At 33.8% G+C, this 25,879-nt stretch carries 23 protein-coding genes; 19 read left to right on the top strand and 4 right to left on the bottom strand.

What is annotated here, in order from left to right; all coding sequences use genetic code 11:
- The first annotated feature begins 137 nt into the window (after nucleotides 1-137).
- The 5 genes from WHC90_RS12095 (at nucleotide 138) to gap (ending at nucleotide 8,627) form a co-directional block, all read left to right on the top strand.
- Entirely contained in the window at nucleotides 138-4,538 is a 4,401-nt protein-coding gene (locus WHC90_RS12095) for a translocation/assembly module TamB domain-containing protein (RefSeq protein WP_340819636.1), read from the top strand.
- The gene (locus tag WHC90_RS12100; protein ID WP_188599107.1) at nucleotides 4,528-5,433 is read left to right on the top strand and encodes a nucleotidyltransferase family protein; all 906 of its coding nucleotides are present in this window, start codon (nucleotides 4,528-4,530) and stop codon (nucleotides 5,431-5,433) included. The genes WHC90_RS12095 and WHC90_RS12100 overlap by 11 nt, the downstream gene beginning before the upstream one ends.
- Nucleotides 5,424-6,521, top strand: a complete 1,098-nt coding sequence (locus WHC90_RS12105) for a phosphotransferase enzyme family protein (protein WP_229664936.1) — start codon at nucleotides 5,424-5,426, stop codon at nucleotides 6,519-6,521. Before WHC90_RS12100 ends, WHC90_RS12105 begins: the two co-directional genes overlap by 10 nt.
- Nucleotides 6,522-6,624: 103 nt before the next feature.
- Nucleotides 6,625-7,608 carry a 6-phosphofructokinase gene (pfkA, locus tag WHC90_RS12110; RefSeq protein WP_188599105.1) on the top strand — a complete coding sequence of 328 codons (984 nt, stop codon included), beginning with the start codon at nucleotides 6,625-6,627 and terminating at the stop codon, nucleotides 7,606-7,608.
- 20 nt (nucleotides 7,609-7,628) lie between these two features.
- A complete protein-coding gene (gene gap, locus WHC90_RS12115) occupies nucleotides 7,629-8,627 on the top strand; it encodes a type I glyceraldehyde-3-phosphate dehydrogenase (protein ID WP_188599104.1) in 999 nt (332 codons plus the stop codon).
- Between the two features lie 51 nt (nucleotides 8,628-8,678).
- Here gap and WHC90_RS12120 read toward each other — a convergent pair whose 3' ends face one another.
- Together WHC90_RS12120 and WHC90_RS12125 are read right to left on the bottom strand one after the other, a co-directional pair.
- Entirely contained in the window at nucleotides 8,679-9,059 is a 381-nt protein-coding gene (locus WHC90_RS12120; RefSeq protein WP_188599103.1) for a Rid family detoxifying hydrolase, read from the bottom strand.
- 22 nt (nucleotides 9,060-9,081) lie between these two features.
- Entirely contained in the window at nucleotides 9,082-11,703 is a 2,622-nt protein-coding gene (locus WHC90_RS12125) for a putative LPS assembly protein LptD (protein WP_188599102.1), read from the bottom strand.
- Nucleotides 11,704-11,795: 92 nt separating this feature from the next.
- Between WHC90_RS12125 and WHC90_RS12130 the strand changes: the two genes are divergently transcribed.
- From WHC90_RS12130 to WHC90_RS12195, 14 genes are all read left to right on the top strand, one after another.
- Nucleotides 11,796-12,917, top strand: a complete 1,122-nt coding sequence (locus tag WHC90_RS12130; protein WP_188599101.1) for an N-acetylmuramoyl-L-alanine amidase family protein — start codon at nucleotides 11,796-11,798, stop codon at nucleotides 12,915-12,917.
- A gap of 53 nt (nucleotides 12,918-12,970) precedes the next feature.
- Nucleotides 12,971-13,939 carry an MlaD family protein gene (locus WHC90_RS12135; RefSeq protein ID WP_188599100.1) on the top strand — a complete coding sequence of 323 codons (969 nt, stop codon included), beginning with the start codon at nucleotides 12,971-12,973 and terminating at the stop codon, nucleotides 13,937-13,939.
- Nucleotides 13,940-14,542, top strand: coding sequence for a peroxidase-related enzyme (locus tag WHC90_RS12140; RefSeq protein ID WP_188599099.1), 603 nt, complete (start codon nucleotides 13,940-13,942; stop codon nucleotides 14,540-14,542).
- Between the two features lie 24 nt (nucleotides 14,543-14,566).
- On the top strand, nucleotides 14,567-15,883 hold the full coding sequence (locus WHC90_RS12145) for a (Fe-S)-binding protein (RefSeq protein WP_188599098.1): 1,317 nt from the start codon (nucleotides 14,567-14,569) through the stop codon (nucleotides 15,881-15,883).
- A 124-nt stretch (nucleotides 15,884-16,007) separates the two neighbouring features.
- Complete coding sequence (locus WHC90_RS12150) at nucleotides 16,008-16,787, top strand: (Fe-S)-binding protein (RefSeq protein ID WP_188599097.1); 780 nt, start codon at nucleotides 16,008-16,010, stop codon at nucleotides 16,785-16,787.
- A gap of 18 nt (nucleotides 16,788-16,805) precedes the next feature.
- Nucleotides 16,806-17,201: an SPOR domain-containing protein gene (locus WHC90_RS12155; protein WP_188599096.1), complete on the top strand. Its 396-nt coding sequence runs from the start codon at nucleotides 16,806-16,808 to the stop codon at nucleotides 17,199-17,201.
- Between the two features lie 64 nt (nucleotides 17,202-17,265).
- Entirely contained in the window at nucleotides 17,266-18,165 is a 900-nt protein-coding gene (gene menA / locus WHC90_RS12160) for a 1,4-dihydroxy-2-naphthoate octaprenyltransferase (protein ID WP_188599095.1), read from the top strand.
- A gap of 17 nt (nucleotides 18,166-18,182) precedes the next feature.
- Nucleotides 18,183-19,010, top strand: a complete 828-nt coding sequence (locus WHC90_RS12165) for a DUF4349 domain-containing protein (protein WP_188599094.1) — start codon at nucleotides 18,183-18,185, stop codon at nucleotides 19,008-19,010.
- A 10-nt stretch (nucleotides 19,011-19,020) separates the two neighbouring features.
- Nucleotides 19,021-19,698, top strand: coding sequence for a metal-dependent hydrolase (locus WHC90_RS12170; RefSeq protein WP_188599093.1), 678 nt, complete (start codon nucleotides 19,021-19,023; stop codon nucleotides 19,696-19,698).
- A gap of 3 nt (nucleotides 19,699-19,701) precedes the next feature.
- Nucleotides 19,702-20,217: a hypothetical protein gene (locus tag WHC90_RS12175; protein ID WP_188599092.1), complete on the top strand. Its 516-nt coding sequence runs from the start codon at nucleotides 19,702-19,704 to the stop codon at nucleotides 20,215-20,217.
- A 2-nt stretch (nucleotides 20,218-20,219) separates the two neighbouring features.
- The gene (locus tag WHC90_RS12180; RefSeq protein ID WP_188599091.1) at nucleotides 20,220-20,606 is read left to right on the top strand and encodes a VOC family protein; all 387 of its coding nucleotides are present in this window, start codon (nucleotides 20,220-20,222) and stop codon (nucleotides 20,604-20,606) included.
- 27 nt (nucleotides 20,607-20,633) lie between these two features.
- On the top strand, nucleotides 20,634-21,677 hold the full coding sequence (locus WHC90_RS12185) for an o-succinylbenzoate synthase (protein ID WP_188599090.1): 1,044 nt from the start codon (nucleotides 20,634-20,636) through the stop codon (nucleotides 21,675-21,677).
- Between the two features lie 3 nt (nucleotides 21,678-21,680).
- Nucleotides 21,681-22,625, top strand: a complete 945-nt coding sequence (locus tag WHC90_RS12190; protein ID WP_188599089.1) for a CPBP family intramembrane glutamic endopeptidase — start codon at nucleotides 21,681-21,683, stop codon at nucleotides 22,623-22,625.
- Nucleotides 22,615-23,682 (top strand): AMP-binding protein, encoded by a 1,068-nt coding sequence (locus tag WHC90_RS12195; protein ID WP_188599088.1) that lies wholly within the window; start codon nucleotides 22,615-22,617, stop codon nucleotides 23,680-23,682. The genes WHC90_RS12190 and WHC90_RS12195 overlap by 11 nt, the downstream gene beginning before the upstream one ends.
- Here the strand turns inward: WHC90_RS12195 and WHC90_RS12200 are convergent.
- Together WHC90_RS12200 and WHC90_RS12205 are read right to left on the bottom strand one after the other, a co-directional pair.
- Entirely contained in the window at nucleotides 23,664-24,926 is a 1,263-nt protein-coding gene (locus tag WHC90_RS12200) for a helix-turn-helix transcriptional regulator (RefSeq protein ID WP_188599087.1), read from the bottom strand. The genes WHC90_RS12195 and WHC90_RS12200 overlap by 19 nt on opposite strands.
- A gap of 225 nt (nucleotides 24,927-25,151) precedes the next feature.
- Complete coding sequence (locus WHC90_RS12205; RefSeq protein ID WP_188599086.1) at nucleotides 25,152-25,868, bottom strand: YebC/PmpR family DNA-binding transcriptional regulator; 717 nt, start codon at nucleotides 25,866-25,868, stop codon at nucleotides 25,152-25,154.
- Nucleotides 25,869-25,879: the final 11 nt, after the last annotated feature.

Consider the following 25,879-nt stretch of genomic DNA (forward strand, 5'->3'; position numbering starts at 1 on the left):
ACTTTCTTTGCAATTAATGGCAGCATTTTTGATTATTATCACAATAAGGCTACTTAATTTAAACAAAATTGACCATCAAAAACACGATTCGTAAAATAGTACATTTATTCAGCTATATGCTGCTTTTTTTGTTTTTGATGAGCATCGTTTTTTCTATTCCTGCTGTTCAAACTCGATTGGCCAAAACTCTTACTAAAACATTAAATAAAGAATTTAAAACAGACATTGTTGTAAAGCAGGTTGATTTGTCTTTTTTGGGTTCTGTTCGTTTAAAAGGAGTTGAAATAAGAGACCATCATAAAGACACCTTACTTTTTGTTGATAAGCTAAGTACTTCTTTGCGAGATGTTAAAAAAATAATGGACAACGATGTAAATTTAGGGAACGTTTCTCTTGATGGTGTTCAGTTTTTTATGACAACCTACAAAGGTGAAACTGATGATAATTTAGCTGTTTTTGTTGAGAAATTTAATACGGATACTCCTGTAGATTCTTTGGCTCCAACATTTTTACTGTCCACAAAAAACATCTATCTTAACAATCTTACTTTTCGTATTTCAGATGCCAATAACAAAGAGCCTTTATCATTGGCATTATCAGATGCAGGTGGTAGTTTGAGTGATTTTCGTATCGAAGGAGCCAATGTATATGCTAAGCTTCGCGGTTTATACTTTAATCATACCACAGGAATTGAGGTTGTAGATTTAACCACTGATTTTACCTATACCACTTCACAAATGCTGTTTGAGAACACCCGAATCAAGACAGCACATTCATTAGTTCAGGCCAATATTAAATTTGATTATAATCGAGAGGATTTACAATTTTTTACAGACAAAGTACTTATAAAAGCAAGCATCGATCAAAGTGATTTGGCTATGCAAGACCTGCATAAATTATACGAAGAAATTGACGGTGATGATATTTTGCATTTTAATGGAGAGTTTAATGGGTATTTAAACAATTTTAAGATAAACGGGTTTGATTTAGTTTCTGATGAAGGAATGAAAATTAAATCAGAAATGAGTTTTAAAAATATTTTAAATGCTGATAAAGATTTTCTCTTTGATGCCGCTTTAACAAATATTACAGCAAACCACCAGCAATTAAAAAGCATACTTCCTAATTTGCTTGGTAAAACCCTGCCAACAGAATTGTCACGGTTAGGTAATTTTAGACTTTCTGGTAAGACCTTTGTTAGTAGTGATAAGATTAAGGCCAATGTATTGATCAATTCAAAACTAGGAAAAGCGAGAGCAGACCTAGAACTTACAAATATTACAAATATTGACAACTCAGATTACAAAGGAAGAATTTCTTTGATTGATTTTAATATTGGTGCTTTTATTAATGAATCATTGTTTGGTAAGGTTAGCTTGGATGCCGATGTAAATGGTTCTGGTTTTAAATTAGAAAATATCAATACCGGAGTTATAGGAAGTATTAAACAACTAGAGTTTAATGATTATGTGTATCAAAACTTATATGTCGATGGTCTTTTTCAGAATCGTTTGTTTAATGGGAATTTAAAAGTTGATGATGCATTTTTAAAAATGCGATTTAATGGTTTGGCAGATTTTTCGTCAAGCGTCAATAAATTTGATTTTACGGCAAGTATAGAAGAAGCTAATTTACTTAAAACGAATTTGTTTACCAGAGATAGTTTATCTAATATCAAAGGTGATATTGTAATCGATGTTGTTGGAAATAATTTTGATAATATTGTTGGAAGAGCCAACTTTAAAGATGTGGTTTACACCAATCAAAAACAGGCTTATGTTTTTAAAAACTTCTCAGTCGTTTCTGGACTTGACAAAGAGGTGAAAACGATCAAAGTTAGTTCGGATGATATTGTTCAAGGACAATTAAACGGAGTCTTTACTTTTAATCAATTACTGCCAATAGCCCAGAATGCATTGGGTAGCATGTATACAAATTACAAGCCTTACCCAGTTGATACAGATCAATATATTGAGTTTGATTTTAAAATTTACAATCAAATTGTAGATGTATTTTTTCCTCAAATTTTTATAGGAAGTAACACCACAATTAGAGGGCGTTTGGATTCCAAATCAAATGATGTCGTTTTTACTTTTATTTCTCCTAAGGTAGTGGCCTATGGCAATGAAATCGATGAGCTTTCATTAAGGATAAATACGACAAACCCGCTATACAACACGCATCTAATGGCAGAAAATATCAAGACCAAGTATTATGATGCTACCAAGCTAAACTTGATCAATAGAACCCAAAATGACACCTTGTTTTTTAAGTCAGAGTTTAAAGGAGGGATCCAAAACTCCGAAACCTACAATATGGACTTTTATTATACTTTTAATGAAGATCAAAAGTTTGTTTTAGGTATTGAAAAATCGATATTTAATTTTAAGAATAACGTTTGGAATATTAATCCAGAAAGCAATAAAGATAATAAAGTTGTTTTTGATTTTAAGAAGGAAGAATTCGTTTTTAGTCCTTTTAAATTAGCATCAAATGAACAAGAAATTACTTTTTTAGGGACTCTTAGAGATTCTACATATAAAGATTTAAAGATCAATTTTAAAAAGGTAGAGCTCTCTAGTTTTTTGCCTCCAATAGATAGTTTATCTATGTATGGTGTTTTAAGTGGTGATTTGGACTTTTTGCAAAAAGATGGAGTGTATTCGCCAGAGGGAAACCTAGACGTTGAGAACTTTAAAATCAATTCATTTGAGCAGGGGGATTTAAAATTGTCTGTAAAAGGAAACAACTCCTACGAAAAATACAATGTAGACTTGAGTCTTACTCATAACGGAAGCCAAAGTATTTTTGCCAATGGGGATGTTGATTTTAGTGCAACAAGACCAGAATTAAAAAACTTTATAGTAAAATTAGATCAGTTTCAGCTCAATGCTTTTAGTCCACTAGGTCAGGATATACTTACTAGACTTCGAGGAGAAGCATCTGGAGAATTTAGTGTTAGTGGCTTTTTGGGAAACCCAAGTATGAAAGGAGAAATAACACTCAAAGATGCTGGATTAAAATTTCCGTATTTGAATGTTGATTATGATTTTCAAGGCATCACAAAAATTTCTTTAGAAGATCAATCTTTTAATTTTGATCAGCTAACCTTGCAAGATGTTAAGTATGGAACCATCGGTGATTTTAGCGGAAGGATTTCACACTTGAATTTTAAAGATTGGTATTTAAACCTTAAGATAGACACAGAAAATTTATTGGTACTAGACACTGAAGATGCAGAAGAAACCCTGTACTACGGGACAGCCTTTATTAATGGAGGAGCTCATCTTTATGGGATGACTAGTAGTTTGCAAATTGATGTAAATGCCAAAACCAATCCAAATACAGTTTTTGTCTTGCCTTTAAGCGATTTAAAAACAGTAGATAATTTTAGTTTGATACGTTTTGATTCTGAGTTAAAAACAATTGATCCTAAGTCGCAATTTGCTGTTAATACACCCAAAGGACTTAATTTAAATATCAATTTAGAAGTTACCAAAGACGCAACAGCAGAAGTTGTTATTGATAAAAAAACAGGAAGTTCTTTAAAAGGGAATGGTAATGGGGATATTCAACTAAAGATCGATACTAGAGGCGGGTTTTCTATGTATGGAGACTTTATAGTAGACAAAGGTAAATACGAGTTTAAAAATAGTGGAATTAACAGAACTTTTGAAGTAGAAAAAGGCGGGACAATTTCTTGGAACGGAGATCCAACCGATGCCAATTTAAATGTAACTGGAATTTACGTAGCCAAAGCAAACCCAGGACAATTATTAGAAAACTTTAATAGCAATAGAAAAATACCAGTAAACTTAATTACAAGAATAAGTGGAGGTTTGTACAATTCAAAACAAGAATTTGATATTGAAATTCCCAATGTTAATTCAGCGATTAAATCAGAACTTGATTTTAAATTGAATGACAATAATGTTGGTGAAAAAACCAAGCAATTTTTAACCTTGTTGGTAACCAATAGTTTTTACAATCCTAATGGTTCAGGATTCAATAGTTCTAATGCAATCATAGGAACCACTTCTAATGCGATTTCTAATGTTTTATCAGATCTAATTAGCAGTAGCGATGGCAAGGTTCAATTTGGTGTGGGTTATGATGTGGCAAATAAGAGTGATATCGATAATTTAAATACAGATGACTTGGTTAATGTATCAGTTGGTACTCAGATTTCTGATCGGGTAATTATTAATGGTAAAGTTGGGGTTCCGGTAGGGTCTAAAACTCAATCGAGTGTTGTAGGAGAAGTTAAAGTAGAGGTACTGTTAAATGAAAAAGGAAACTTTAGAGGTGTTATTTTTAATAGACAAAACGAGATTCAATACTCAACAGAAGAAGAGGGCTATACGCAAGGTGTAGGACTTACCTATCAAGTAGATTTTAATAATTTGTCTGAGTTGCTACAAAAAATGGGGCTTAAAAAACAAAGAAAAAAGCAGTTAGAACAATCAAAAGACACTGTTGTGATGCCAACTCAACCAAAAACAGTCAAATTTAATCCAGTAAAAAAGAATGCACAATAAGTATACGCTTGTGGTGTTGGCGGCTGGCATTGGTAGTCGTTATGGAGGAACCAAGCAATTGGATGAAGTATCTGCATCTGGAGCAAGTATCATGGAATTTTCTATTTACGATGCCATCAAAGCTGGGTTTACAAACATCGTTTTTATTCTTCGAGAAGATATCTTAACAGAGGTTAAAGCAGATTTTGATAGCAAATTAGCAGGGAAAGCTACTGTTGCATACGTTTGCCAGGAGATCCAAAATATTCCAAAAACATACCAGAACAATTCTCGAGTAAAACCTTGGGGTACTGGACATGCGCTGTTGGTGGCAAAAACGCATATCCAAGAAGAGTTTTGTGTAATTAACGCTGATGATTTTTATGGCTTTGATGCTTTTAAAGCGATGTATCGATTTTTAAAAACCAATACAGATAGACAGCAATACGCTATGGTCGGTTATCCTGTGCAAAATACTTTGTCTGCAAATGGATCGGTTTCTAGAGGACAATGTTATGTAGATTCAGACCTGCAATTGCTAAAAATTACAGAACGAACAGCTATTGTTCAAAAAGAAGATGTTATCAGTTATAAAACAGCAGCTGGTAAGGAGGAGCTCTTGCCTAAGGATACTTTGGTTTCAATGAATTTTTGGGGGTTTTATCCTGAGTTTTTTAGCGATCTAGAAGCGGCCTTTGAACAGTTTTTAAGTGTTAATTCTAATTCTTTGACTACCGAGTTTTATTTACCCTCGGTGATAGATGAGTTATTGCAAAAACAAAGGGTAAGGGTGCGTGTTTTAGAGACTTCTGCCAATTGGATGGGGGTTACTTACCAAGAAGATAAAGAGTTGGTTGTGAGTAGAATAAAAGATTTTATTGCTCAAGGGGCTTATCCAGAAAATTTATGGAGATGATACAGGTGCAAGAAGTTTTTAAAGCTTTTGATACTCAAACAAGCATAGAGTCTTTTACGGTTTTAAATACTGGGCATATCAATGATACCTATTTAATAGAGACAAAAGAGGGTGTGAAATTTGTCCTCCAAAGAATCAATAGTAATGTCTTTTCTGAAGCGGCTTTGATGATTCAAAACAAGGTTTTGGTGAGTTTGCACTTGCAAAAAAAAATGCAACAGTACTCAAAAGATAAGCTTCATCAGCATGTATTGAGCTTTGTAAAAACTCAGCAGGGTGCTTTCTTTTATGTGGATCATAATAATCATTATTGGAATCTGTCTTTTTTTATAAAAGGATCGATTACCTATGAAAAAACACCTAACACAGCAATTGCCTATCAGGCAGGGAAAGCGACCAGTGAGTTTTTGGCCTTAACTGCAGATTTTCCATTGGAATCTATCAAAACAATTTTACCAGATTTTCATAGCATTGATAATCGTTACAGACAGTTTCTTACTGCGTTAAATGCAGCTAGCCCGACAAGGTTAAAGACTGCTGAACTGCTGATAGATTTTGTGCAAAAAGAACAAGAAAACATGCGAGTTTTAGATGAGGCGATTACTATGAATAAGCTTCCGCTGCGGTTAACCCATAACGATACGAAAATTTCGAACATACTTTTTAATGCTTCAGATATAGCTATCTGTTTGATTGATACAGACACAGTAATGCCAGGTGTACTACACTATGATTATGCGGATGCAATCCGAACCATTTGCAATACGGCAGATGAGGATGAATCCGATTTGTTAAAAGTGCAGTTTCATTTGGATTATTTTAAATCCTATACTCTAGGTTTTAGTGAAAATATCAAAGAAAATTGTACCTTAGAAGAAGTGAAACTTTTACCGATTAGTCTTCAGGTATTGCCATTTATTATGGGGCTCCGGTTTTTAACTGATTATTTAAATGAGGATGTTTATTATAAAACAAACTATCCTGCACATAATTTAGATAGAGCCGCAAATCAGTTTACTTTGGTAAAAGAAATTCAACAAAATTTTTCAGAAATTAAAACGTACATCACTCAGGTTTTTTCTTTTTAATGCATCTATTTCTTTATTGTATTTAAGGACTGTTTTTCGAAATCGTTTTCGCTTTTTTTTCTGAATGTTAGCTAATTAATCGGTAACTTTATAGATATAAAAGATGGAGAAAATTAAAAAAATAGCAGTACTAACTTCAGGAGGAGATTCACCTGGAATGAATGCAGCCATTCGTTCTGTGGTAAGGACTTGTGCGTTTTATAAGATTGCATCTGTAGGGATTTACAGAGGTTATCAGGGGATGATTGAGGGAGATTTTATCAATCTTAATGCTCGGAGCGTTAATAATATTATTAACAAGGGAGGTACCATCCTAAAATCAGCAAGGTCTACGGAGTTTAGAACAGAAGAGGGTAGACGTAAAGCATATAAGCATTTAAAAGAGAATGAAATTGACGCCTTAGTAGTTATTGGTGGAGATGGAAGTTTTACAGGTGGCGTTGTTTTTAATCAAGAATTTAATTTCCCTATTGTGGGTATTCCAGGGACCATCGATAATGATATTTATGGAACTACACATACATTGGGTTTTGATACAGCACTCAATACAGCTGTAGAGGCAATTGATAAAATACGTGATACCGCTTCTTCACATAACCGCTTGTTTTTTGTTGAGGTGATGGGACGAGATGCTGGTTTTATCGCTTTAAATGCAGGAGTAGGAGCAGGTGCAGAAGAAATTTTAATACCCGAAGAAGACTTAGGCCTAGACCGTATGTTAGATTCTCTAAAAGCAAGTAGAAAATCAGGTAAATCATCCAGTATTGTTGTGGTTGCAGAAGGAGATAAAACAGGTAAAAACGTTTTTGAACTGGCAGATTATGTAGAGAAAAACTTGCCAGAATACGATGTGAGAGTTTCTGTTTTAGGGCATATGCAACGCGGAGGTTCTCCAAGCTGTTTTGATCGCGTTTTGGCCAGTAGGTTAGGTGTAAAAGCGGTAGAATTATTATTAGAAGGAAAAACAAATTTAATGGTAGGATTGGTCAATAATAAAATCAAGCCTACAGATTTAGAAAAAGCAATAAAAGGACATCATAAAATTGATACAGAATTATTGAGAGTGTCAGATATTATGTCAACATAAACAGATTAAATAGAACGTAAATGATAAAAATTGGAATTAATGGATTTGGACGTATCGGAAGGTTGGCTTTTCGATCTGCAATGGAGAGAGACAATGTACAAGTGGTAGGAATAAATGACTTACTAGAAGTAGATTATTTAGCATACATGCTTAAATATGATTCTGTTCATGGAGCATTTAAAGGGACTGTAGAGGTAAAAGATTCACAAACCCTTATGGTAAATGGAAATCCAATACGAGTAACAGCAGAAAGAAACCCAAGTGATTTAAAATGGGATGCCATTGGAGCAGATTATGTTTTGGAGTGTACAGGTATTTTTAAAAGTAAAGAACAAGCTAATTTACATCTTCTAGGAGGTGCAAAAAAAGTAATTATTTCTGCTCCTTCAGCAGATGCTCCTATGTTTGTAATGGGAGTTAATCATCAGCTTTTAACCAAAGAAGATACTATCATTTCGAATGCGTCATGTACCACAAATTGTTTGGCACCCATCGTAAAGGTATTGCATGATAATTTTGGAATTGTAGAAGGTTTAATGACTACAGTGCATTCTACAACGGCAACTCAAAGAACTGTTGATGGACCTTCATCAAAAGATTGGAGAGGTGGTAGAGCTGCCTTGCACAATATTATCCCATCTTCTACGGGTGCTGCAAAAGCGGTTAGTAAGATTATTCCTGCCATGAAAGGGAAGCTTACAGGAATGGCATTTAGAGTTCCAACTATGGATGTTTCTGTGGTTGATCTTACTGTGCGACTTGAAAAAAGTACCAGTTATGAAGATATTAAAGCAGCGATGAAGACTGCTTCAGAAAATGATATGAAAGGTGTTTTAGGATATACTGAAGAATTGTTGGTTTCACAAGACTTTGTTGGAGATACTAGAACTTCTATTTTTGATGCAAATGCAGGGATGGCTTTAAATGATCATTTTGTTAAAGTGGTTGCCTGGTATGACAATGAGATTGGGTATTCTACTAAGTTGGTTGATTTAGCTGTATATGCTGCTACCTTATAAGAGCAAATAAGAATAAAAAAAACGCGGCTTTGAAAATCAAAGCGGCGTTTTTTATTTAATAGCAATCATGCTAATTTCTACATTTACAAACTTGGGTAAGTTTGCAACTTCAACGGTTTCACGTGCAGGAGCAGTTTCTTCATTAAAATAGTCTGCATACACTTCATTAATTGCAGCAAAATTATTCATGTCAGAAATAAAAATACTTGTTTTGACAACCTGTTCAAAATTCATTTCTGCAGCTTCTAAAACGGCTTTTAGGTTTTCCATAACCTGTTTAGTTTCTACAGCTATAGAATCTAAAACCAATTCTCCATTTTCTGGATTAAAGGCGATTTGCCCTGAGGTGTAAAGTGTGTTTCCTGCTAAAATGGCTTGGTTGTATGGGCCGATTGGAGCTGGCGCTTTGCTTGTAGTGATGATTTTTTTCATTTTATTTAAATTTTCTTAATTTTTAATATAACAAACGATCAGGTAAGCTTCGTTTATCCCATTTCAAATCGTTTAGGATTCCAGATTTTACACCAATTCTAAAATAATAAGATTTATTTACTCCAAAAGGAGACCAATCAAAATTAAAGTTCCAGCTGTCTAGATCTCTGGTAAAACCAAGTCTTGTGTATGAGAAACCTTTGTTTTCAAAATCATAACCAGAGCTAAATCGGACAGACCATTTAGGTGTTAGTTCTATATTTCCATTAAACATTAAGGTGTTAGAGCCAATTCCTTTAATAATTCCATTATTGCTGTAATTTACAGCATACATTAGGTTTAGACTCCATGGAACTGATGCTTTGTAAAGTTGTGCTTTCTTTTCTGTGTTTGAGTTGTTAGGGTCTCCGTTGGTGTTTGCGTTGTCTCCAAACTGATCGTTAGAAGGTGCGTCAAATTGAGTTTTTTTAGGTTCTTTTTTCTTAAAATCTGTACTTGATATTGAATAGTTAGCAGAAAGTGTAGCGCTGGTTACTCTAAATAGATTGCTGTTAAACTTGTCAATTCTATTACCATTGCTGTCTAGTTGGTATGGGTCTAGAATCGCCCCCATATTTACGGTTAGTTTGTCTTTAAATAGCAAGGTTCCGGCACTTACATTTACAGGACTCCAACGCAGACTGTCAGCGGCTATATTATAAAAGGTGTTAAAGTTTAAGTTGTTTAATAAGGTAATTTTTTTGTCTTCTAGATTAGTAGAGTCTCTTGATGCTACTTTAGCTTCTAAAACATTGTTTACGGTTATTCCAATCGAGTTTGATAAACCGCTTCCGGGTTGACCATAAATACCGTTTTCAAAAGGTGAGTAGGTTTCTAGATCAAGAGGGTCTGCACTTTGCTGAACTTGTAAATTGTACTGATCAGCAAAATCAGGTCGGTATCCATAAGAAATAGAAGGTCTAACCGTATGCCTAATCGTTTTTATTCGCCCTTTTAGATTGTAAACCCCGTATAATGTAGTACTCAAAGCAACACCCAGGTTGTATTCTCTAAAACTTTTAAAACCTTTGATAGTTTCGGTAACTGCCGTGGTCGTTAGAGGGTCATAGTTTTTTTGAATATAATCAAAATTCCAAACCTCTTTATATGTTGCGCTTGGAGCTAAGGTAAAATATTTAAAAACTTTTAGATTTGTGCTAGCATTTGCATTGTGTTGGATTCCCGCTTTTGCTGTATCAAACATTTCTGGTTTAAAGAATAGAGAATCTACGGTGTTGATTCTATAATCTCCTTTAAGGCTATAGTTTACACCCATCTTTTGCAGAGCATTGGTTTTCTCTCCATTTTTACCTGAAAAAGGGTAGACGCGATCCATGTTTACCTGAACAGAAGGCAAGGTCATAGTAATGGCCTGTGTATTGGTGTTCTGTGAGTGTGTTGCAGTAGCGTTTAGATTAAAAGGAGTTCCTACAAATTTTCGATAATATGAAATTGAAGAGCTCAGTGTATTTGTTAAAAAATCATTGTTGTTTGCCTCGTTTAATGATTCTCGATAATACTTGCTACTACCAAGATTTACCGATGCTGAAAAGCGAGAGTTCGGATTTGATTTTGAATCCTGATTGTGAGACCAACGAATATTAAAATTGGTTCTTTTACTGTAGTCGTCAAAACCCTTTAAACTCTGGATTAAATTTTCATACTTAAAACTAAAATTACCATTGTATTTATAGCGAACCACATAGTTAGACTGTGCAGTAATTCCCCAGCTTCCGTTGGTGTATAAATCTCCTAATAAGGTAATATCAACATAGTCATTTAAAGCGATATAATACCCTCCGTTTTGTAGAAAATACCCTTGATTAGTGGTTTGTCCCCATGCGGGAATAATAAAACCAGAAGACCTGGTCTCTGTTGTCGGAAAATAGGCAAAAGGAATGGCCACTGGTGTTGGAACATCAGCAATTACCAAATTACTTAACCCTACTATAATTTTTTTACCAGGAACTAACTTTGCTTTTTTGGTTCTGATATAATAATCAGGATTCGGCTTGTTAGAGGTTGTAAATTTAATATCTCTAATATAGATGGTTGAATCATTGACCTTTTTGGTTTTTTCTCCGTAGGTAATTAGGCCATTCTGATTGGTCTTTAAGTTGTAGATGATGGCTTTTTTACTTTCAAAATTATAGAGAATTGAATCTTGCTCAGATTCTTGAGTTCCTTGTTTAAAAACAGGTCGTTGTTGGTAGCCCAAACTGTCTTTGATTCCCTTAGCAAAAAGGGTGTTGTTTTTGTTGTCTACAATAATGATTCCTGCCTTTAAATCAATATCGCCATAAATTACATGAGCGTTGTTGTACAAGATGGTTCGTTTATTTTTTAAATCTTGAATCATATCGTCATGAGCATTGTGTGTGATGATAAATTCAATAGCGCTTTTTTTAGTTTTTAGGCTGTCTTTTTTAAGTGTGTCTGTTGGCTTTTTTAAAAGCAAGCTGTCCTTTTTTAAGATGCTGTCCTTTTGTTTAGAAGGAATGCTTAAAGCCTTGGTTTTAGCCTTGATATCTTGTCCATAGGTCAATTGAAAGCAAAAAAGGCTTAGAAAACTTAATAAAAGTATGTGTAGTGTCTTTGTTTGCAACGCTTTTAATGCTATTTTTGTAAAAATGTAAAAATATGCTTCATTCGTTGAAGCACCAAATTTGAGTTGCCAAAATTAACTAAAAATTATCCATGACTAGTCTTCAAGATACCAAATCTATTTTTAAAACGAAAGTTTTGTGCTTTTTGGTATTGTTTGTTTTTTTTATCGCTGGGGCTGAAAGCCTTTTTTCTCAGAGAAAAATTTACACAGTTGTTTTAGATGCAGGGCACGGAGGTCGAGATCCAGGGAATTTAGGTAGTGGTTTTAAAGAAAAAGATATTGCGCTTAAAGTTACTTTAGCGGTTGGTAAAATTTTATCAAAAAACAAAGATATTCGCGTTGTGTATACCCGAACAAAAGATAATTTTGTTGAGCTGTGGAAACGTGGAGATATAGCAAATGATGTAAAAGCTGATTTGTTTGTATCTTTTCATTGCGATTCGCATACATCACAGGCTTATGGTTTGGGTACTTTTGTTTTAGGAGCAAATGGTAATAAAACAAATCTTGAAATTGCAAAACGAGAAAATAGTGTTATTCTTTTAGAAAAAGACTATAAGCAAAATTACGATTATGATCCTAATTCACCGGCTTCCATTATCGGTTTATCCTTACTTCAAGAAGAGAATTTAGAGCAGAGCTTGCAATTGGCTAGTCTTATTCAAACTCAAATGGTAAAAAAATTAAAACGTCATAACAGAGAAGTTAAGATGGGTAATTTTCAGGTTTTGAGAGAGACCATTATGCCAAGTGTACTTGTAGAGCTAGGCTTTTTGACCAACAAAAAGGAGGGGCGTTATTTAAACTCTAGAAGTGGGCAGCAAGCTTTAGCTAAGACAGCAGCTGAGACTATTGTTACCTATGTAAACCAATTAAAGCTAAACACCGTTAGTCAGACCAACACAAGGGTTGTTGCTCCAGTTAATACAGATAAAACAATCAAGGCCACGTCTAATATAACTTTTAAAGTGCAGATTGCATCTAGTAAGAAAAATATCGAAACCAAATCTTATAATTTTAAGCGTTTAAAAAATGTAGAACGCGTTAAGGTTGGGGCCTATTATAAATATTATTACGGAAATACTTCCGATTATTCAAAAATTAAAACTTTTTTGAATGAAGCAAAAAAAGTAGGATACCGTTCTGCGTTTATTTCAGCGTTTAAGAATGGAGAAAAAATATCAGTAAAAGAAGCATTAAAAACACCATAATTTACTAATCAGCTCAAAAAATTATTAGTAATATTGTTTAAAATTAGTACCGTATGTCTAAAGAACTAAAAACTGGTTTTGTTGCCGTTGTAATTGTTGTATTATTTATCTGGGGATATAATTATTTAAAGGGAGAAAACCTTTTAACTCCAAACCAGCGTCATTTTTACGTTGAGTACAATAATATCCAAGGCCTAAAAAAAGCTAGTAGCATTACTATTAATGGACTACAGGTTGGTAAAGTCACAGACATCACGTTTAATAGTGATCCAGAAAAAAGAGGAAAACTAGTCGTAGAGCTGCTAATTGAAGATGACTTTGAGTTTTCAAAAAAGAGCATTGCCAAAATTTATAGTGCAAGTTTAATGGGGGGACAATCTTTAGCGATTATCCCATCTTATGAAGGTGAAGTTGCTGTAAGTGGTGATTATTTAAAAGGAGAGGTAGAGTCTGATATTTTTTCGAGTGTTGGAGAAAAACTAAATCCTTTACAAGCTAAATTAGAAAATGTAATTGTTAGTGCAGATTCTTTGTTCTTAGGTTTAAATCAAACTTTAGATGTAAGAGCAAGAAAAAGCCTTAATAACAGTATTATAGATCTTGAATTTACCATTTCTGATATTAGAAAAACGATGAAATCTGTTAATCAACTCTTGGATTCGAGCAAGATTGGTATAAAAAACACCTTTGATAATACTAGAGTGATTACAAAAAACCTAGCGCAGTTGTCAGATACTTTGGTCAATGCCAATATGGGTGAAATGGTTAAAAAAGCGCAAAGATCATTAGATTATGTAAATGTGCTTATGGAGGGAGTTCAGAATGGAGAAGGGACTCTTGGGAAGTTGGTAAAAGACGACGCCATGTACAACAACTTAACAAGCATGTCTAAAGAATTGGAAGAACTTATTAGAGAGATGAAGTTAAATCCAAAACGCTTTGTTCATTTCTCATTGTTTGGGAAAAGAGCTGTACCCTATGATCCAGAAAAAAACAAAGCAAACGAAGAAACTAATAATTAAATGAGTTGGATTAAAACCATTTCGTTTGAAGATGCAACAGGAAAGTTAAAGCGGTTGTATGAGAAAGTAACAGGACCTAATAATAATGTTGATAATATTATGATGGTTCATGGTTTACGTCCACATACGATGACGGGTCATATGGCCTTGTATAAGAACGTTTTGCACAACAGTAATAACAGCTTGCCAAAATGGTATTTAGAAACGATCGGAGTGTATGTGAGTTTGCTCAATAACTGTGATTACTGTATCAATCATCATTTTGAAGGATTAAGACGATTGATTGATAATGACAAAAAAGCCAATCAAATTAAGTCTGATTTAGAAAATGAAAATCAGCCTTTTGAAGAAAATAGTTATAATAGTGGTTTAGAATATGCTAAAAGATTAACTTTAGAACCCTCAGACCTTCAAGAAAATGATGTTATTTCATTAAGAAGTGAAGGCTTGTCTGACGGGGAGATTTTAGAAATAAATCAGGTTGTAAGTTATTTTAACTATGCAAATAGGACCGTTTTAGGTTTAGGAGTTTCAACAAAAGGAGATATTATTGGTTTATCTCCAAGCAATTCTGATGATGAAAATCATTGGAATCATCAATAAAATAAACGCACCAAATAAATAGATATGCAATACCTACCAAACATTATTTTTGCACTGATATTAATAGCCGGAGTCGGTTTTTTTGTAAAGAATATTCGCAAATTAATTCGCAATATTAATTTAGGGAAAGATGTAGATAGATCAGATAATAAAGCAGCTCGATGGAAAAACATGGCCAAAATTGCATTAGGGCAATACAAAATGGTACGTCGTCCGGTTTCTGGTATTTTACACGTTGCTGTATATCTTGGATTTATCATCATTAATATTGAGGTTTTAGAAATTATTATTGATGGGTTGTTTGGAACACACAGAGTTTTTCAACCTATTTTAGGTGCTGCTTTTTATGGTTTTTTAATTGGAACCTTTGAAGTATTGGCAGCCATTGTATTTATTGCAGTTGTTGTTTTTTGGATTCGTAGAAATGTGATCAGAATCAAGCGTTTTTGGAATAAAGAAATGACGGGATGGCCAAAGAATGATGGGAATATCATTTTGTATTTCGAGATGGTTTTAATGAGCTTGTTTATAGTAATGAATGCTTCTGATATTGCTTTTCAAGAAGCGGGAATCGGAAATCCTATTAGTCAATTTGTCTATCCCTTGTTAAGCGGATTTTCACCAGAGACTTTACATTTAATAGAACAATCAGCTTGGTGGATTCATATTGTTGGAATTCTAGCTTTCTTAAATTATTTATATTATTCTAAGCATTTACATATTTTATTAGCCTTCCCAAACACTTTTTATGCTAAATTAAAGCCAAAAGGTGAATTAGATAATCTAGAAGCTGTAACAAAAGAAGTGCAGTTAATGATGGATCCAAATGCAGACCCATATGCTGCACCTGCAGAAGGTACAGAAAGTGATGTGCCAGAAAAGTTTGGGGCTTCTGATGTTACCGATTTAAATTGGGTACAATTGATGAATGCATATACCTGTACAGAATGTGGTCGTTGTACTTCTGCCTGTCCAGCAAACCTTACCGGAAAAGAATTATCACCAAGAGCTATCATGATGAAAACTCGTGATAGAATGGAAGAAGTTGGAGCGAATATTGATGCAAACGGCGGGACCTTTAAAGATGATGGAAAACAACTGTTAAACGATTATATTTCTCCAGAAGAACTGTGGGCATGTACTAGTTGTAATGCCTGTGTAGAAGAATGCCCAGTAAATATTGATCCTTTATCGATTATTATTGATATGAGAAGGTATTTGGTGATGGAAGAAAGTGCTGCGCCACAAGAATTGAATATGATGATGACCAATATAGAAAACAACGGTGCACCTTGGCAATACAACCAGATGGATCGATTAAATTGGAAAGACGAAGAATAAATGCCAGTTCGAGTGATTTTTGACGAATAGAAAAAATAATTACGAGAACAATGAAAAATATTGAGTTTTTAATTTTTAGTGTAATTACTCAAAACTAAAGACGAACAACAAAAAACTAAGGATTATGATAGTACCAACAATGGCAGACATGATGGCTCAGGGAAAACAACCAGAAGTATTGTTTTGGGTTGGAGCAGCTGGGAGTTTTGATGATAGAGCTAAAAAAATTACACGAGCTTTTGTAAAAATTTTACATCAAGCAAAAGTAGATTTTGCTGTACTTGGAACCGAAGAAAGTTCTACTGGTGATGCAGCCAAAAGAGCGGGAAATGAATTTTTATTTCAGATGCAAGCTGTTACCAATATAGAAGTTTTAAATGCTTATGAGGTTAAAACCATTGTTACCTGTGATCCCCACTCGTTTAATACTTTAAAAAATGAGTACCCGAGTTTAGGAGGGAAGTATGAAGTTTTTCATCATACTCAATTCATTAAAAAATTAATTGCAGACGGAAGATTAGATATTAATAATTCTGTTTTAAAAGATAAAAAAGTTACGTTCCACGATCCTTGTTATTTAGGAAGAGCCAATGATGAATACGAGTCGCCAAGAGTTTTGATTAAGCGTTTGGGGGTTAATTTAACAGAAATGAAACGCAATAAATCTACAGCATTGTGTTGTGGTGCGGGTGGAGCACAAATGTTTAAAGAACCAGAAAAAGGGAATAAGGACATTAATGTGTTAAGAACCGAAGATGCCTTAGCAACTAAGCCAGAAATTATTGCAACGGGTTGTCCATATTGTAATACCATGATGACTGATGGTATTAAGTTTAAAGAAAAAGAAAACGAAGTTGTCGTTAAAGATATTGCAGAGCTAATTGCCGAAGCAAACAATTTATAAACCTTAAATAGTTACGCTATGAACACAAAATACACTTGCCTAGTATTATTTTTTAGTTTGATGCTTTTTTCATGTGGGAAAAAAGAACCAAAAAAAACGATTAAACCTCCTGTTCCTAAAACAGAGATTAAAAAAGAAGAACCAAAAGTAGAGGTTAAAAAAGATGTTTTGGTATACACTGTGCAAATTGCAGCTAGTTATAACAAGCAGAGTAAAAAACACGAAGCCATTCCAAATGTAATCAACTATAATGTAAACCCATGGTTTAAATATAGTTTAGGAACTTATAAAACCTATCAAGAAGCTAGAGCCAGTAGAAGAAGTTTACTTGATGTTTACCCAGGAGCCTTTGTGCAAGCTTTAAAGAATGGTGCTCCAATTCCAATTCAAGAAGCTTTAAAGTCAACTAATTAGATATTAAAAACACTCTTTAAAAAGAGAAGCTAGCAAAGCCTAATCAGCATTAAAAATCAGTTTATTGAGTTCTATTAAAAACTATATTCAGGCAGCAAGACTTAGAACCTTGCCTTTGTCTATTTCTGGAATTGTGCTTGCAAGTTTTTTAGCCAAAGCAGAGCAGGCTTTTCAATGGGAGATTTGTGTCTTGGCTTTGTTAACCACCATAGGCTTTCAGGTATTGTCAAATTTTGCCAACGATTATGGCGACGGTATTAAAGGAACAGATGCTAATAGAATAGGTGAAAAACGGCTAGTTGCTTCTGGGGTCATCTCTCCAAAGCAGATGAAAGGGGCTATGAACATTACAATTGTACTAACCTTAATTGCTGCTCTTACCTTAATCTATGTTGCTTTTGGCAAAGAAGATTTTTTGCTTTCCTTATTGTTCTTTTGTTTAGGGGTTCTTTCTATTGTAGCGGCCATTAAATATACGGTAGGTAAATCTGCTTATGGCTATAGTGGTTTTGGCGATGTTTTTGTCTTTGTTTTTTTTGGATTGTTAAGTGTTGTTGGCGCTTACTTTTTATATGTAAAACACATAAACTACGAGGTCTTCTTACCAGCAGTTTCGATTGGACTTTTAAGTACAGCGGTTTTAAATCTTAACAACATGAGAGATTGTAAAAATGATCAGTTGTCAGGCAAAAATACCTTGGTAGTTAAAATGGGTATACAAGCTTCTAAAAAATATCATTATACATTAATTTTTTTAGCTTTTGTTACTGCATTAATCTATGTATTGCTTCACTATCAGACACCGATGCAATTTTTATTTTTAGTAGCCTTTGTGCCAATAATTAAACATGTTTATTTTGTTTATAAAAATAATACTCCAGCCCTATTTGACGGTGAATTAAAGAAAGTAGCTCTAAGTACTTTTCTTTTTGGCATCCTTTTTGGATTGTCTTTTGTAGTATAAAATTTAAACCCGTTTTTATGAAAAATTTCAAATTTTTATTTCTTTTGTTTCTTGTCGCTGCTGCATGTACAACTAATGAAGAACAAGCAAGGCTTGATGTTATAGAGTCTTATAATAATACGGCTACTTCAAGAAAATCATTGGCAACTTTAGCTACTAATAAAATCAATGCAGAAAATGATGCAACATTCAATCAAGCTGATCAAAGAAAACTTATTAAAAACGGCAATGTCTCTTTTGAAGTGGATGATTTAAAAGCAACGCAAAAACGCATAGAGCAGTTGATCAAAGACGTAAAAGGCTATGTGTCTTCTGATAACACGTATTCTTCTTCTGATCAAATAAGTAATACTATTTCTGTGCGAATCCCAACTGATTCTTTTGATAATTTTATGGAAAAACTCTCACAAGGAGTTAAGAAGTTTGATAATAGAAATACAAATATCCGCGATGTAACAGAGCAATACCTTGATCTTGAAGCAAGATTAAAAACAAGAAAATTATTAGAGCAAAAGTATTTAGAGCTTTTAAAGAAAGCTAAAAATGTTTCTGAAGTTTTAAGTGTAGAGAGAGAGCTTGGAAAAGTAAGAGAAGAGATTGAATCAGCAGAGGGAAGAATAAAATATTTACAAAACCAGGTTTCTTATTCTAGTCTAACGATTAATTTTTACACAAAAATTGCCTCTTCAGAATCAGGTTTTTTAGGACAGGTTAAAGGTAGTTTTAAGAAAGGTCTAGAAAATATTAAAACGGTTTTTATGATGGGTATTAGTTTTTGGCCTTTCCTTCTTGTTTTTATAGGGGTTGTTTGGTATTTAAAAAAAAAGAAAACTAGTAAATCTTAAATAAAGAAAAATGAAAATAACTTTTTATGGTCACTCAACCTTCGGTATAGAGATTTCAGGGAAACTCATTATTATAGATCCGTTTATTTCAGGGAATCCTTTGGCTTCTCATATTGATATTAATGCGCTTCAACCGGATTATATACTAATTAGCCATGCACATCAAGATCATGTTTTAGATGTTGAGTGGTTGGCAAAACAAAGCGACGCATTAATTATTTCAAACTTTGAGATTGTAAGTCATTACGAGTCTAAAGGATTTAAAGGAATGTCCTTAAATCACGGTGGTACTGTTGGGTTTGATAGGTTTTCTGTTAAGTATGTAAAAGCAGTGCATAGTTCTTCTTTTGCAGATGGTACTTACGGTGGAGAGCCAGGAGGTTTTGTAATTTCATCCAAAGAAAAGTCTCTTTATTATGCTGGAGATACTGCTTTAACTTATGACATGAAACTCATTCCACTTTACGCTGCTTTAGACGCTGTTATTTTACCTGTCGGTGATACTTTTACTATGGGGTATGAAGATGCTGCTATGGCTAGTGATTTTGTAGAATGCCCTAAGGTTATTGGTTGTCATTTTAATACGTTTCCGCCAATTCAAATAGATGCAGAAATCGCTAAAGACTATTTTAGTGCCTTAAACAAAGAGTTGGTTTTGCTAGAAATTGGAACCAGTCTAGAGATTTAAGAAATGAAATTTTTAAAAGGCTTCCTTCGTTTGTTGCTTTTGTTGCTTATTGTTTTTTTGTCTACGGGTTTGTTAGTGAAAGAAACGAGCTATCAGGTTAATACAAGTATTGATAGGCCTTTACAAGAAGTGTTTACACACTTTTATGCGAAAAAGACACATAAAGAATGGCAGCCCAATTTGCAGTCAATAAAAGCTCTTGATATAAAAGAAGGAGTTGTGGGGAGTCTTTATGAGTTAAATATGGTTAAAACCACTGATACCATTCGTTTTATAGAAAAAACCATAGCCTACATTCCTAATAAAAAGCTTATTTTTACTCTTCATTCAGATCAATTGTTTAAGACGGATGATTATGAGTTTCAAGAGCTTGGTAGTACTACTGTTATTACTAAAAATGTTGTTTATAAAAGTGAGGATTATTTGATGCAATGCTTATTTCCGTATCTAAAAAATAAATTCATTACTTTAGATAAAAATTATTTGGATAACTTTAAATCCTATATAGAAAAACAATAATTATGGAAATCAATATGATTAGCTGGTTCGAGGTTCCTGTTACAGATATGGAAAGGGCTAAGAAATTTTACGAGACTGTTTTTAAAGTAGAGATCGCAATACGTGATTTTGGAGGTATACTAATGGGCTGGTTTCCCCCAGCAGAAGATATTACCTCACCCGGTATTAGTGGTTCACTCGTTTGTCATAAAGATTTTATTCCTTCTTCAAGCCACGGTCCATTGTTGTATTTTAACTCTCAGTCAGGTGATTTGTCTGATGAATTATCAAGAGTTGAGGAAGCAGGTGGGACCATTTTACAAAGAAAGACTTTGATTGATAAAGAAATTGGTTATATGGCACTTTTACTTGATACAGAAGGGAACAGAATCGCTTTGTACAATACCTAAACAGTATCATTTTTTAGAACTAAGACCTTGATTACAGCAAATTACCAAAAACACATTCTGCATTTTAAAACTCCTAGTGGAACTTCTCGAGGGGTTCTAAAAACCAAGGAAACCTGGTTTTTAAAACTAGAAGAAAATTATAAAATCGGCATTGGTGAATGTGCTGTTTTTAGAGGCTTAAGCATTGATGATACACCAGAATACGAGCAAAAACTCAAATGGGTTTGCAAAAATATTTCTTTGGGTTTAAAAGAGTTACTTCTTAATCTTGAAGCTTATCCGAGCATCCAGTTTGGTGTTGAGCAAGCTTTTTTATCCTTAAAATCAGATAATAAATTTGAATTGTTTCCATCTAAGTTTACAGAAGGGAAGAGAAATATTCCAATTAATGGTTTGGTTTGGATGGGGACAAAGGAGTATATGAAGTCTCAAATTGAACAAAAATTAAAAGAAGGTTTTCAGTGTATCAAGCTAAAAATAGGAGCTATCAATTTTGAAGAAGAATTGGCTTTGTTAAATTTAATTAGAAAAGAATATTCAGCAAGTGTTATAGAGATACGCGTTGATGCAAACGGAGCTTTTAAACCAGATGAGGCTTTAGAAAAATTAAAGCGTTTGTCTGATTTTGAATTGCATTCTATAGAGCAGCCTATTAAACAAGGTCAGCTGTTAGAAATGGCAAAACTTTGCGAAAAAACTCCTTTGCCAATAGCACTTGATGAAGAGTTGATCGGGGCACATACCACTAAAAATAAAGCGCAAATTATAGAAACGATACATCCACAATATATCATCCTAAAGCCAAGCCTGGTTGGTGGGTTTTCTGGGAGTATTTCGTGGATAGATTTAGCTGAGAAACACCAAATTTCTTGGTGGATTACAAGTGCATTAGAAAGCAATGTGGGTTTAAATGCAATTGCTCAGTTTACCTACACTTTAGGTAATAAGTTACCTCAAGGATTAGGTACAGGAGGTTTATTTACAAATAATATAGCTGCTCCTTTAGAAGTTGTTAAAGGAGGCTTACATTACAACCCGTCAAAGTTATGGGATTTCAATTTTAATATTTAGGATATGAATTTTATTCAAAAAGGATTTACAGGGAATACAAGTGCTTGGTTTTATGTTTTAACACTGGTACTTGTTTTTTTAGGGATACAGTTTGCTGGAATCCCATTGATATTGGCAGCATTTATTACAGTTGATGGCGATTTAGAAAAATTTCAAGAAGGTGCTCTAACTAATTTTATGGAGATAGGGATGGATTCTAATCTTTACTTGTTTTTAATGATTTTTACCTTTATGGTAGCCATACTAGTTCTGTTTCTCTGTGTTAGGTATCTGCATAAAAGAAAATTTATAAGCATACTTACAGCTAGAAAACGCTTGGATTGGAAACGTGTATTTTTTGCATTTGCTCTTTGGGGAGGTGTATCGGTGGTAACTATAAGTATTGGAATCTTTTTGTCACCAGAAGATTATGTTTGGAATTTTAAATTAGTCCCATTTGCGTTTTTAGTTTTAATCTCCTTTGTGTTTTTGCCTTTTCAGACCAGTGCCGAAGAATTTATTTTTAGAGGCTATTTAATGCAAGGCCTTGGTGTTTTAGCAAAGAATAAATGGTTTCCATTGCTCGTTACATCGGCTGTTTTTGGTCTTTTACACGGGATGAATCCCGAAGTAGAAAAGCTAGGTTATATTACCATGGTCTTTTATATAGGAACTGGCTTGCTGTACGGGATTACTACTTTAATGGATGAGGGAACAGAGCTTGCACTTGGTTTGCATGCTTCTAATAATATTGTTGCAGCATTCTTTGTTACTACAGATTGGACTGTGTTTAGAACAGAAGCTTTGTTTGTTGATACATCAGAGCCTCAAGTAACTTGGGATATGTTTGCTTCTGTATTGGTGTTTTACCCATTGCTGTTATTGGTGTTTTCTAAGAAATACGGTTGGAAAAACTGGAAGGATAAACTTTTTGGAAAAGTTGTAAAACCGATCAGTATTGAAAACTAATCAGATACATAGTGGTTTTGCCTTAAATGATCAATCTTTCGATTCTGTTACGGAGTTGTTGGTGTATTCAAAAACGCTTTCGGTTTCTCTGCATGCATTTTTGGTTGATTGGTTTTCTGATCAAACGTATATCCATGCAAAGACTTCTGGTTCTACAGGTGCTCCAAAGACCATTAAGTTAGCTAAAGAAGCGATGGTCAATTCAGCCAAAGCAACTGGTCAATTTTTAGGTTTGCATGCAGGTACTTCTGCATTGCTTTGCATGTCTACAGAATATATTGGCGGCAGAATGATGTTGGTGAGAGCACTGGTTCTGGGTTGGAGGCTAGATGTTCAGGAGCCTGTTTTGAGCCCTTTGGAAAATAATCATAAGCAATATGATTTTTCTGCAATGGTCCCTTTACAATTACAGTCTTCTCTTCTTCAAATAAATCAAATAAAGGTCTTGATCGTCGGTGGAGGTGTGGTTTCTGGAACCTTAAATAAAGCAATTCAATCCGTTTCCACAACAGTTTATGCAAGTTATGGTATGACAGAGACTGTTAGTCATATTGCCTTAAAGCAATTAAACAAATATGCTGAGGCTAATCCAGTTCCTTCGTTTACTGCTTTGCCTGATATTTATTTGTCAGTTGATGAGCGAAACTGCTTACTGATAGATGCTCCTTTGCTTTCTGATGATCAGATACGCACAAATGATGTGGTTGATTTGTTTTCAGAGACTGGTTTTGAATGGTTAGGTCGTTTTGATCATGTCATCAATTCAGGAGGAATCAAGCTGCATCCAGAAAAGCTAGAGAAAAAAATTGAAATACTTATTGAGCAACGTTTTTTTGTAGCAGGTGTGCCAGATGATAAATTAGGTGAAAGACTAATCTTACTTATAGAAGGCAAAGAGAATATGACTCTTAAGGAGCAGTTGACCAAAATTCCTAATCTCACAAAGTACGAGATCCCAAAGGAGATTTATTGGCTAGAAAACTTTGTAGAAACTGAGACAAAAAAAATCCAACGTAAAAAAACATTGGATTTAATCTCTTATAAGTCCAGTAAATAATCTCTCAGATCTACATCTTCTCCCAGCTTCATTTTTTTCTTGATTCGATATCTTGCTGTTTGGACAGATCTTGGGTCAATTAATAGAATTCTAGCAATTTCTTTTGTCTGCATATGTAATTTTACAAAAGCACAAAAACGCAACTCCGTATTGGTTAAGTCTGGATGTAATTTGATGAGTTTGTCATAAAAATTATCATTAACAGCATTGAAATGCACCTGAAAACTTTCCCATTCTTTATCGGATTCTAATACACTATCGATGTTTTGCACTATTGATTTGACTAGTTTTGTTTCGTTGGTTTGGATGCTTTTGATATCGGCTCTAATCTCTTTAAAATGCTGTTTGTTGTGTAGGAGGTTAGTGGTTATTTTTACCATTTCTTTTTCTTTGGTTAACAGTTGATCACTTAAGTCATTGTTCTTTCTTAAAAGTCTTCGCTCAAGTCCCTTTAGGTAACTGATGTATAAAAATGCACTAAAAACTACAATGAGTAGTAAGATTAATAAAACAAAGATGATATACTTTAACTTGTCGTTTGAATCATTTAAAAGTTGGTTGTATGAGGTTACTTTTTCAATATCAAACTTTGAGTTTAAGAAGTTTATTTGATCCTCTAAATCTACCTTCATTAATTCTTTGTGAGCAATAATCTCTTTGTATACTAACTGATCTTTATAGCCAATAAGTTCTAGACTAAAAATGCAATCGCTAGAGGATTTACTAGATTGGTGAATCTCTACGCGAATGGTATTTTTGCCATTTTTAAAGATGGTGTTTTCAAAGAATGTATTGTGGAATATATCTTCATTTTCGATATCTACAAAAGTCAAAGCTAAGGTTGATGCGTCAATGGTTGTATTCGGCATATTGTCTCGAAACAGCTCAACTCCATTTATATAGATTACGGCTCCATCATCTCGCTGCAATTTAAATTCATACCCTAAAAATTCTTTCGCATCAGTCAGTATAATTTCCTTTTCAAAATATTTTGTAATGTCTTTATTATCTTCTGCCTGTCCAAAGTTAATGATTGTAGAAACTTTGTTATCTCCATAACCAATAGGTGTTATTCCTTTTTTCCAAGAAGTGCTTTTGGTTTTTAGAAACCAATTTTTGCTTAAATTCCCTTGGTCATAGTACTTCCATTCATCTCCATTTTTTATGATTTTTTCTTGTGCGACAAGAGGTAAAAATGAAAAAAATAGAATAAGGAATGTTAGAATGGTTAATCTCTTTTTCATGGAGTGATATTATAGCTAGTTGAAGTTTTATAGTAGGTAAATATAGCTTTTTTTGTATATGTAGTAGTTTAGTTGTAGGTGTTTTTATGATAATAATTAAAATTAGTATACATTTGTCTAACGATTAAGTCAATATTTATTGGGGGATTAATATTAGGTTTAATCTATTTGAATTAAAAAGTCGTGATGATAATCACGACTTTTTTTATGCTTAAAAAACAAGGTTTACATTTCCATAGAATGGTATATGTGTTGCACATCGTCATCCTCTTCTAAACGTTCTAGTAATTTTTCTACATCAGCTTGTTGCTCTTCTGTTAATTTTGTGGTTGTGGTTGGTATTCTTTCAAAACCAGAAGATAAAATTTCTACATTGTTTTCTTCAAAATAAGATTGTAAAGCTCCAAACTGTTCAAAAGGAGCGTAAATAATAACACCCTCTTCATCATCAAAAACTTCTTCAACTTCAAAATCGATTAACTCTAGTTCTAGCTCTTCCATGTCCATACTAATATCTTCCTTTTTTAGCGTAAAGTTACAGGTATGGTCAAACATAAAAACCACTGATCCAGAAGTTCCTAAATTTCCATCACATTTGTTAAATGCAGATCGAACATTGGCTACCGTTCTGTTGTTGTTGTCAGTAGCAGTTTCTAGTAAGATGGCAATTCCGTGAGGAGCATATCCTTCAAACAAGACCTCTTTGTAGTTTTGGGTGTCTTTATCTGTTGCTTTTTTGATGGCGCGCTCAACATTGTCTTTAGGCATGTTGGCAGCCTTGGCATTTTGTATAACTGCTCTTAAGCGTGAGTTGGTTTCGGGGTTTGGTCCTCCTTCTTTTACAGCCATGACAATGTCTTTACCAATTCTGGTAAAAGTTTTTGCCATTGCTGACCAACGTTTCATTTTTCGTGCTTTCCTAAATTCGAATGCTCTTCCCATTTCTATTTTTA

The organism is Polaribacter pacificus, from assembly GCF_038024035.1.
Taxonomy (GTDB): domain Bacteria; phylum Bacteroidota; class Bacteroidia; order Flavobacteriales; family Flavobacteriaceae; genus Polaribacter; species Polaribacter pacificus.

Bases quoted from the DNA above. Each gene is read 5' to 3' on its own strand.
- WHC90_RS12120 (WP_188599103.1), bottom strand. From the start codon at position 9,059: ATGAAAAAAATCATCACTACAAGCAAAGCGCCAGCTCCAATCGGCCCA.
- pfkA (WP_188599105.1), top strand. From the start codon at position 6,625: ATGGAGAAAATTAAAAAAATAGCAGTACTAACTTCAGGAGGAGATTCA.
- WHC90_RS12145 (WP_188599098.1), top strand. From the start codon at position 14,567: ATGCAATACCTACCAAACATTATTTTTGCACTGATATTAATAGCCGGA.
- WHC90_RS12170 (WP_188599093.1), top strand. From the start codon at position 19,021: ATGAAAATAACTTTTTATGGTCACTCAACCTTCGGTATAGAGATTTCA.
- WHC90_RS12100 (WP_188599107.1), top strand. From the start codon at position 4,528: ATGCACAATAAGTATACGCTTGTGGTGTTGGCGGCTGGCATTGGTAGT.
- WHC90_RS12200 (WP_188599087.1), bottom strand. From the start codon at position 24,926: ATGAAAAAGAGATTAACCATTCTAACATTCCTTATTCTATTTTTTTCA.
- WHC90_RS12190 (WP_188599089.1), top strand. From the start codon at position 21,681: ATGAATTTTATTCAAAAAGGATTTACAGGGAATACAAGTGCTTGGTTT.
- WHC90_RS12205 (WP_188599086.1), bottom strand. From the start codon at position 25,868: ATGGGAAGAGCATTCGAATTTAGGAAAGCACGAAAAATGAAACGTTGG.
- WHC90_RS12095 (WP_340819636.1), top strand. From the start codon at position 138: ATGAGCATCGTTTTTTCTATTCCTGCTGTTCAAACTCGATTGGCCAAA.
- WHC90_RS12180 (WP_188599091.1), top strand. From the start codon at position 20,220: ATGGAAATCAATATGATTAGCTGGTTCGAGGTTCCTGTTACAGATATG.
- WHC90_RS12105 (WP_229664936.1), top strand. From the start codon at position 5,424: ATGGAGATGATACAGGTGCAAGAAGTTTTTAAAGCTTTTGATACTCAA.
- gap (WP_188599104.1), top strand. From the start codon at position 7,629: ATGATAAAAATTGGAATTAATGGATTTGGACGTATCGGAAGGTTGGCT.
- WHC90_RS12165 (WP_188599094.1), top strand. From the start codon at position 18,183: ATGAAAAATTTCAAATTTTTATTTCTTTTGTTTCTTGTCGCTGCTGCA.
- WHC90_RS12135 (WP_188599100.1), top strand. From the start codon at position 12,971: ATGTCTAAAGAACTAAAAACTGGTTTTGTTGCCGTTGTAATTGTTGTA.
- WHC90_RS12155 (WP_188599096.1), top strand. From the start codon at position 16,806: ATGAACACAAAATACACTTGCCTAGTATTATTTTTTAGTTTGATGCTT.
- WHC90_RS12130 (WP_188599101.1), top strand. From the start codon at position 11,796: ATGACTAGTCTTCAAGATACCAAATCTATTTTTAAAACGAAAGTTTTG.
- WHC90_RS12175 (WP_188599092.1), top strand. From the start codon at position 19,702: ATGAAATTTTTAAAAGGCTTCCTTCGTTTGTTGCTTTTGTTGCTTATT.
- WHC90_RS12140 (WP_188599099.1), top strand. From the start codon at position 13,940: ATGAGTTGGATTAAAACCATTTCGTTTGAAGATGCAACAGGAAAGTTA.
- WHC90_RS12150 (WP_188599097.1), top strand. From the start codon at position 16,008: ATGATAGTACCAACAATGGCAGACATGATGGCTCAGGGAAAACAACCA.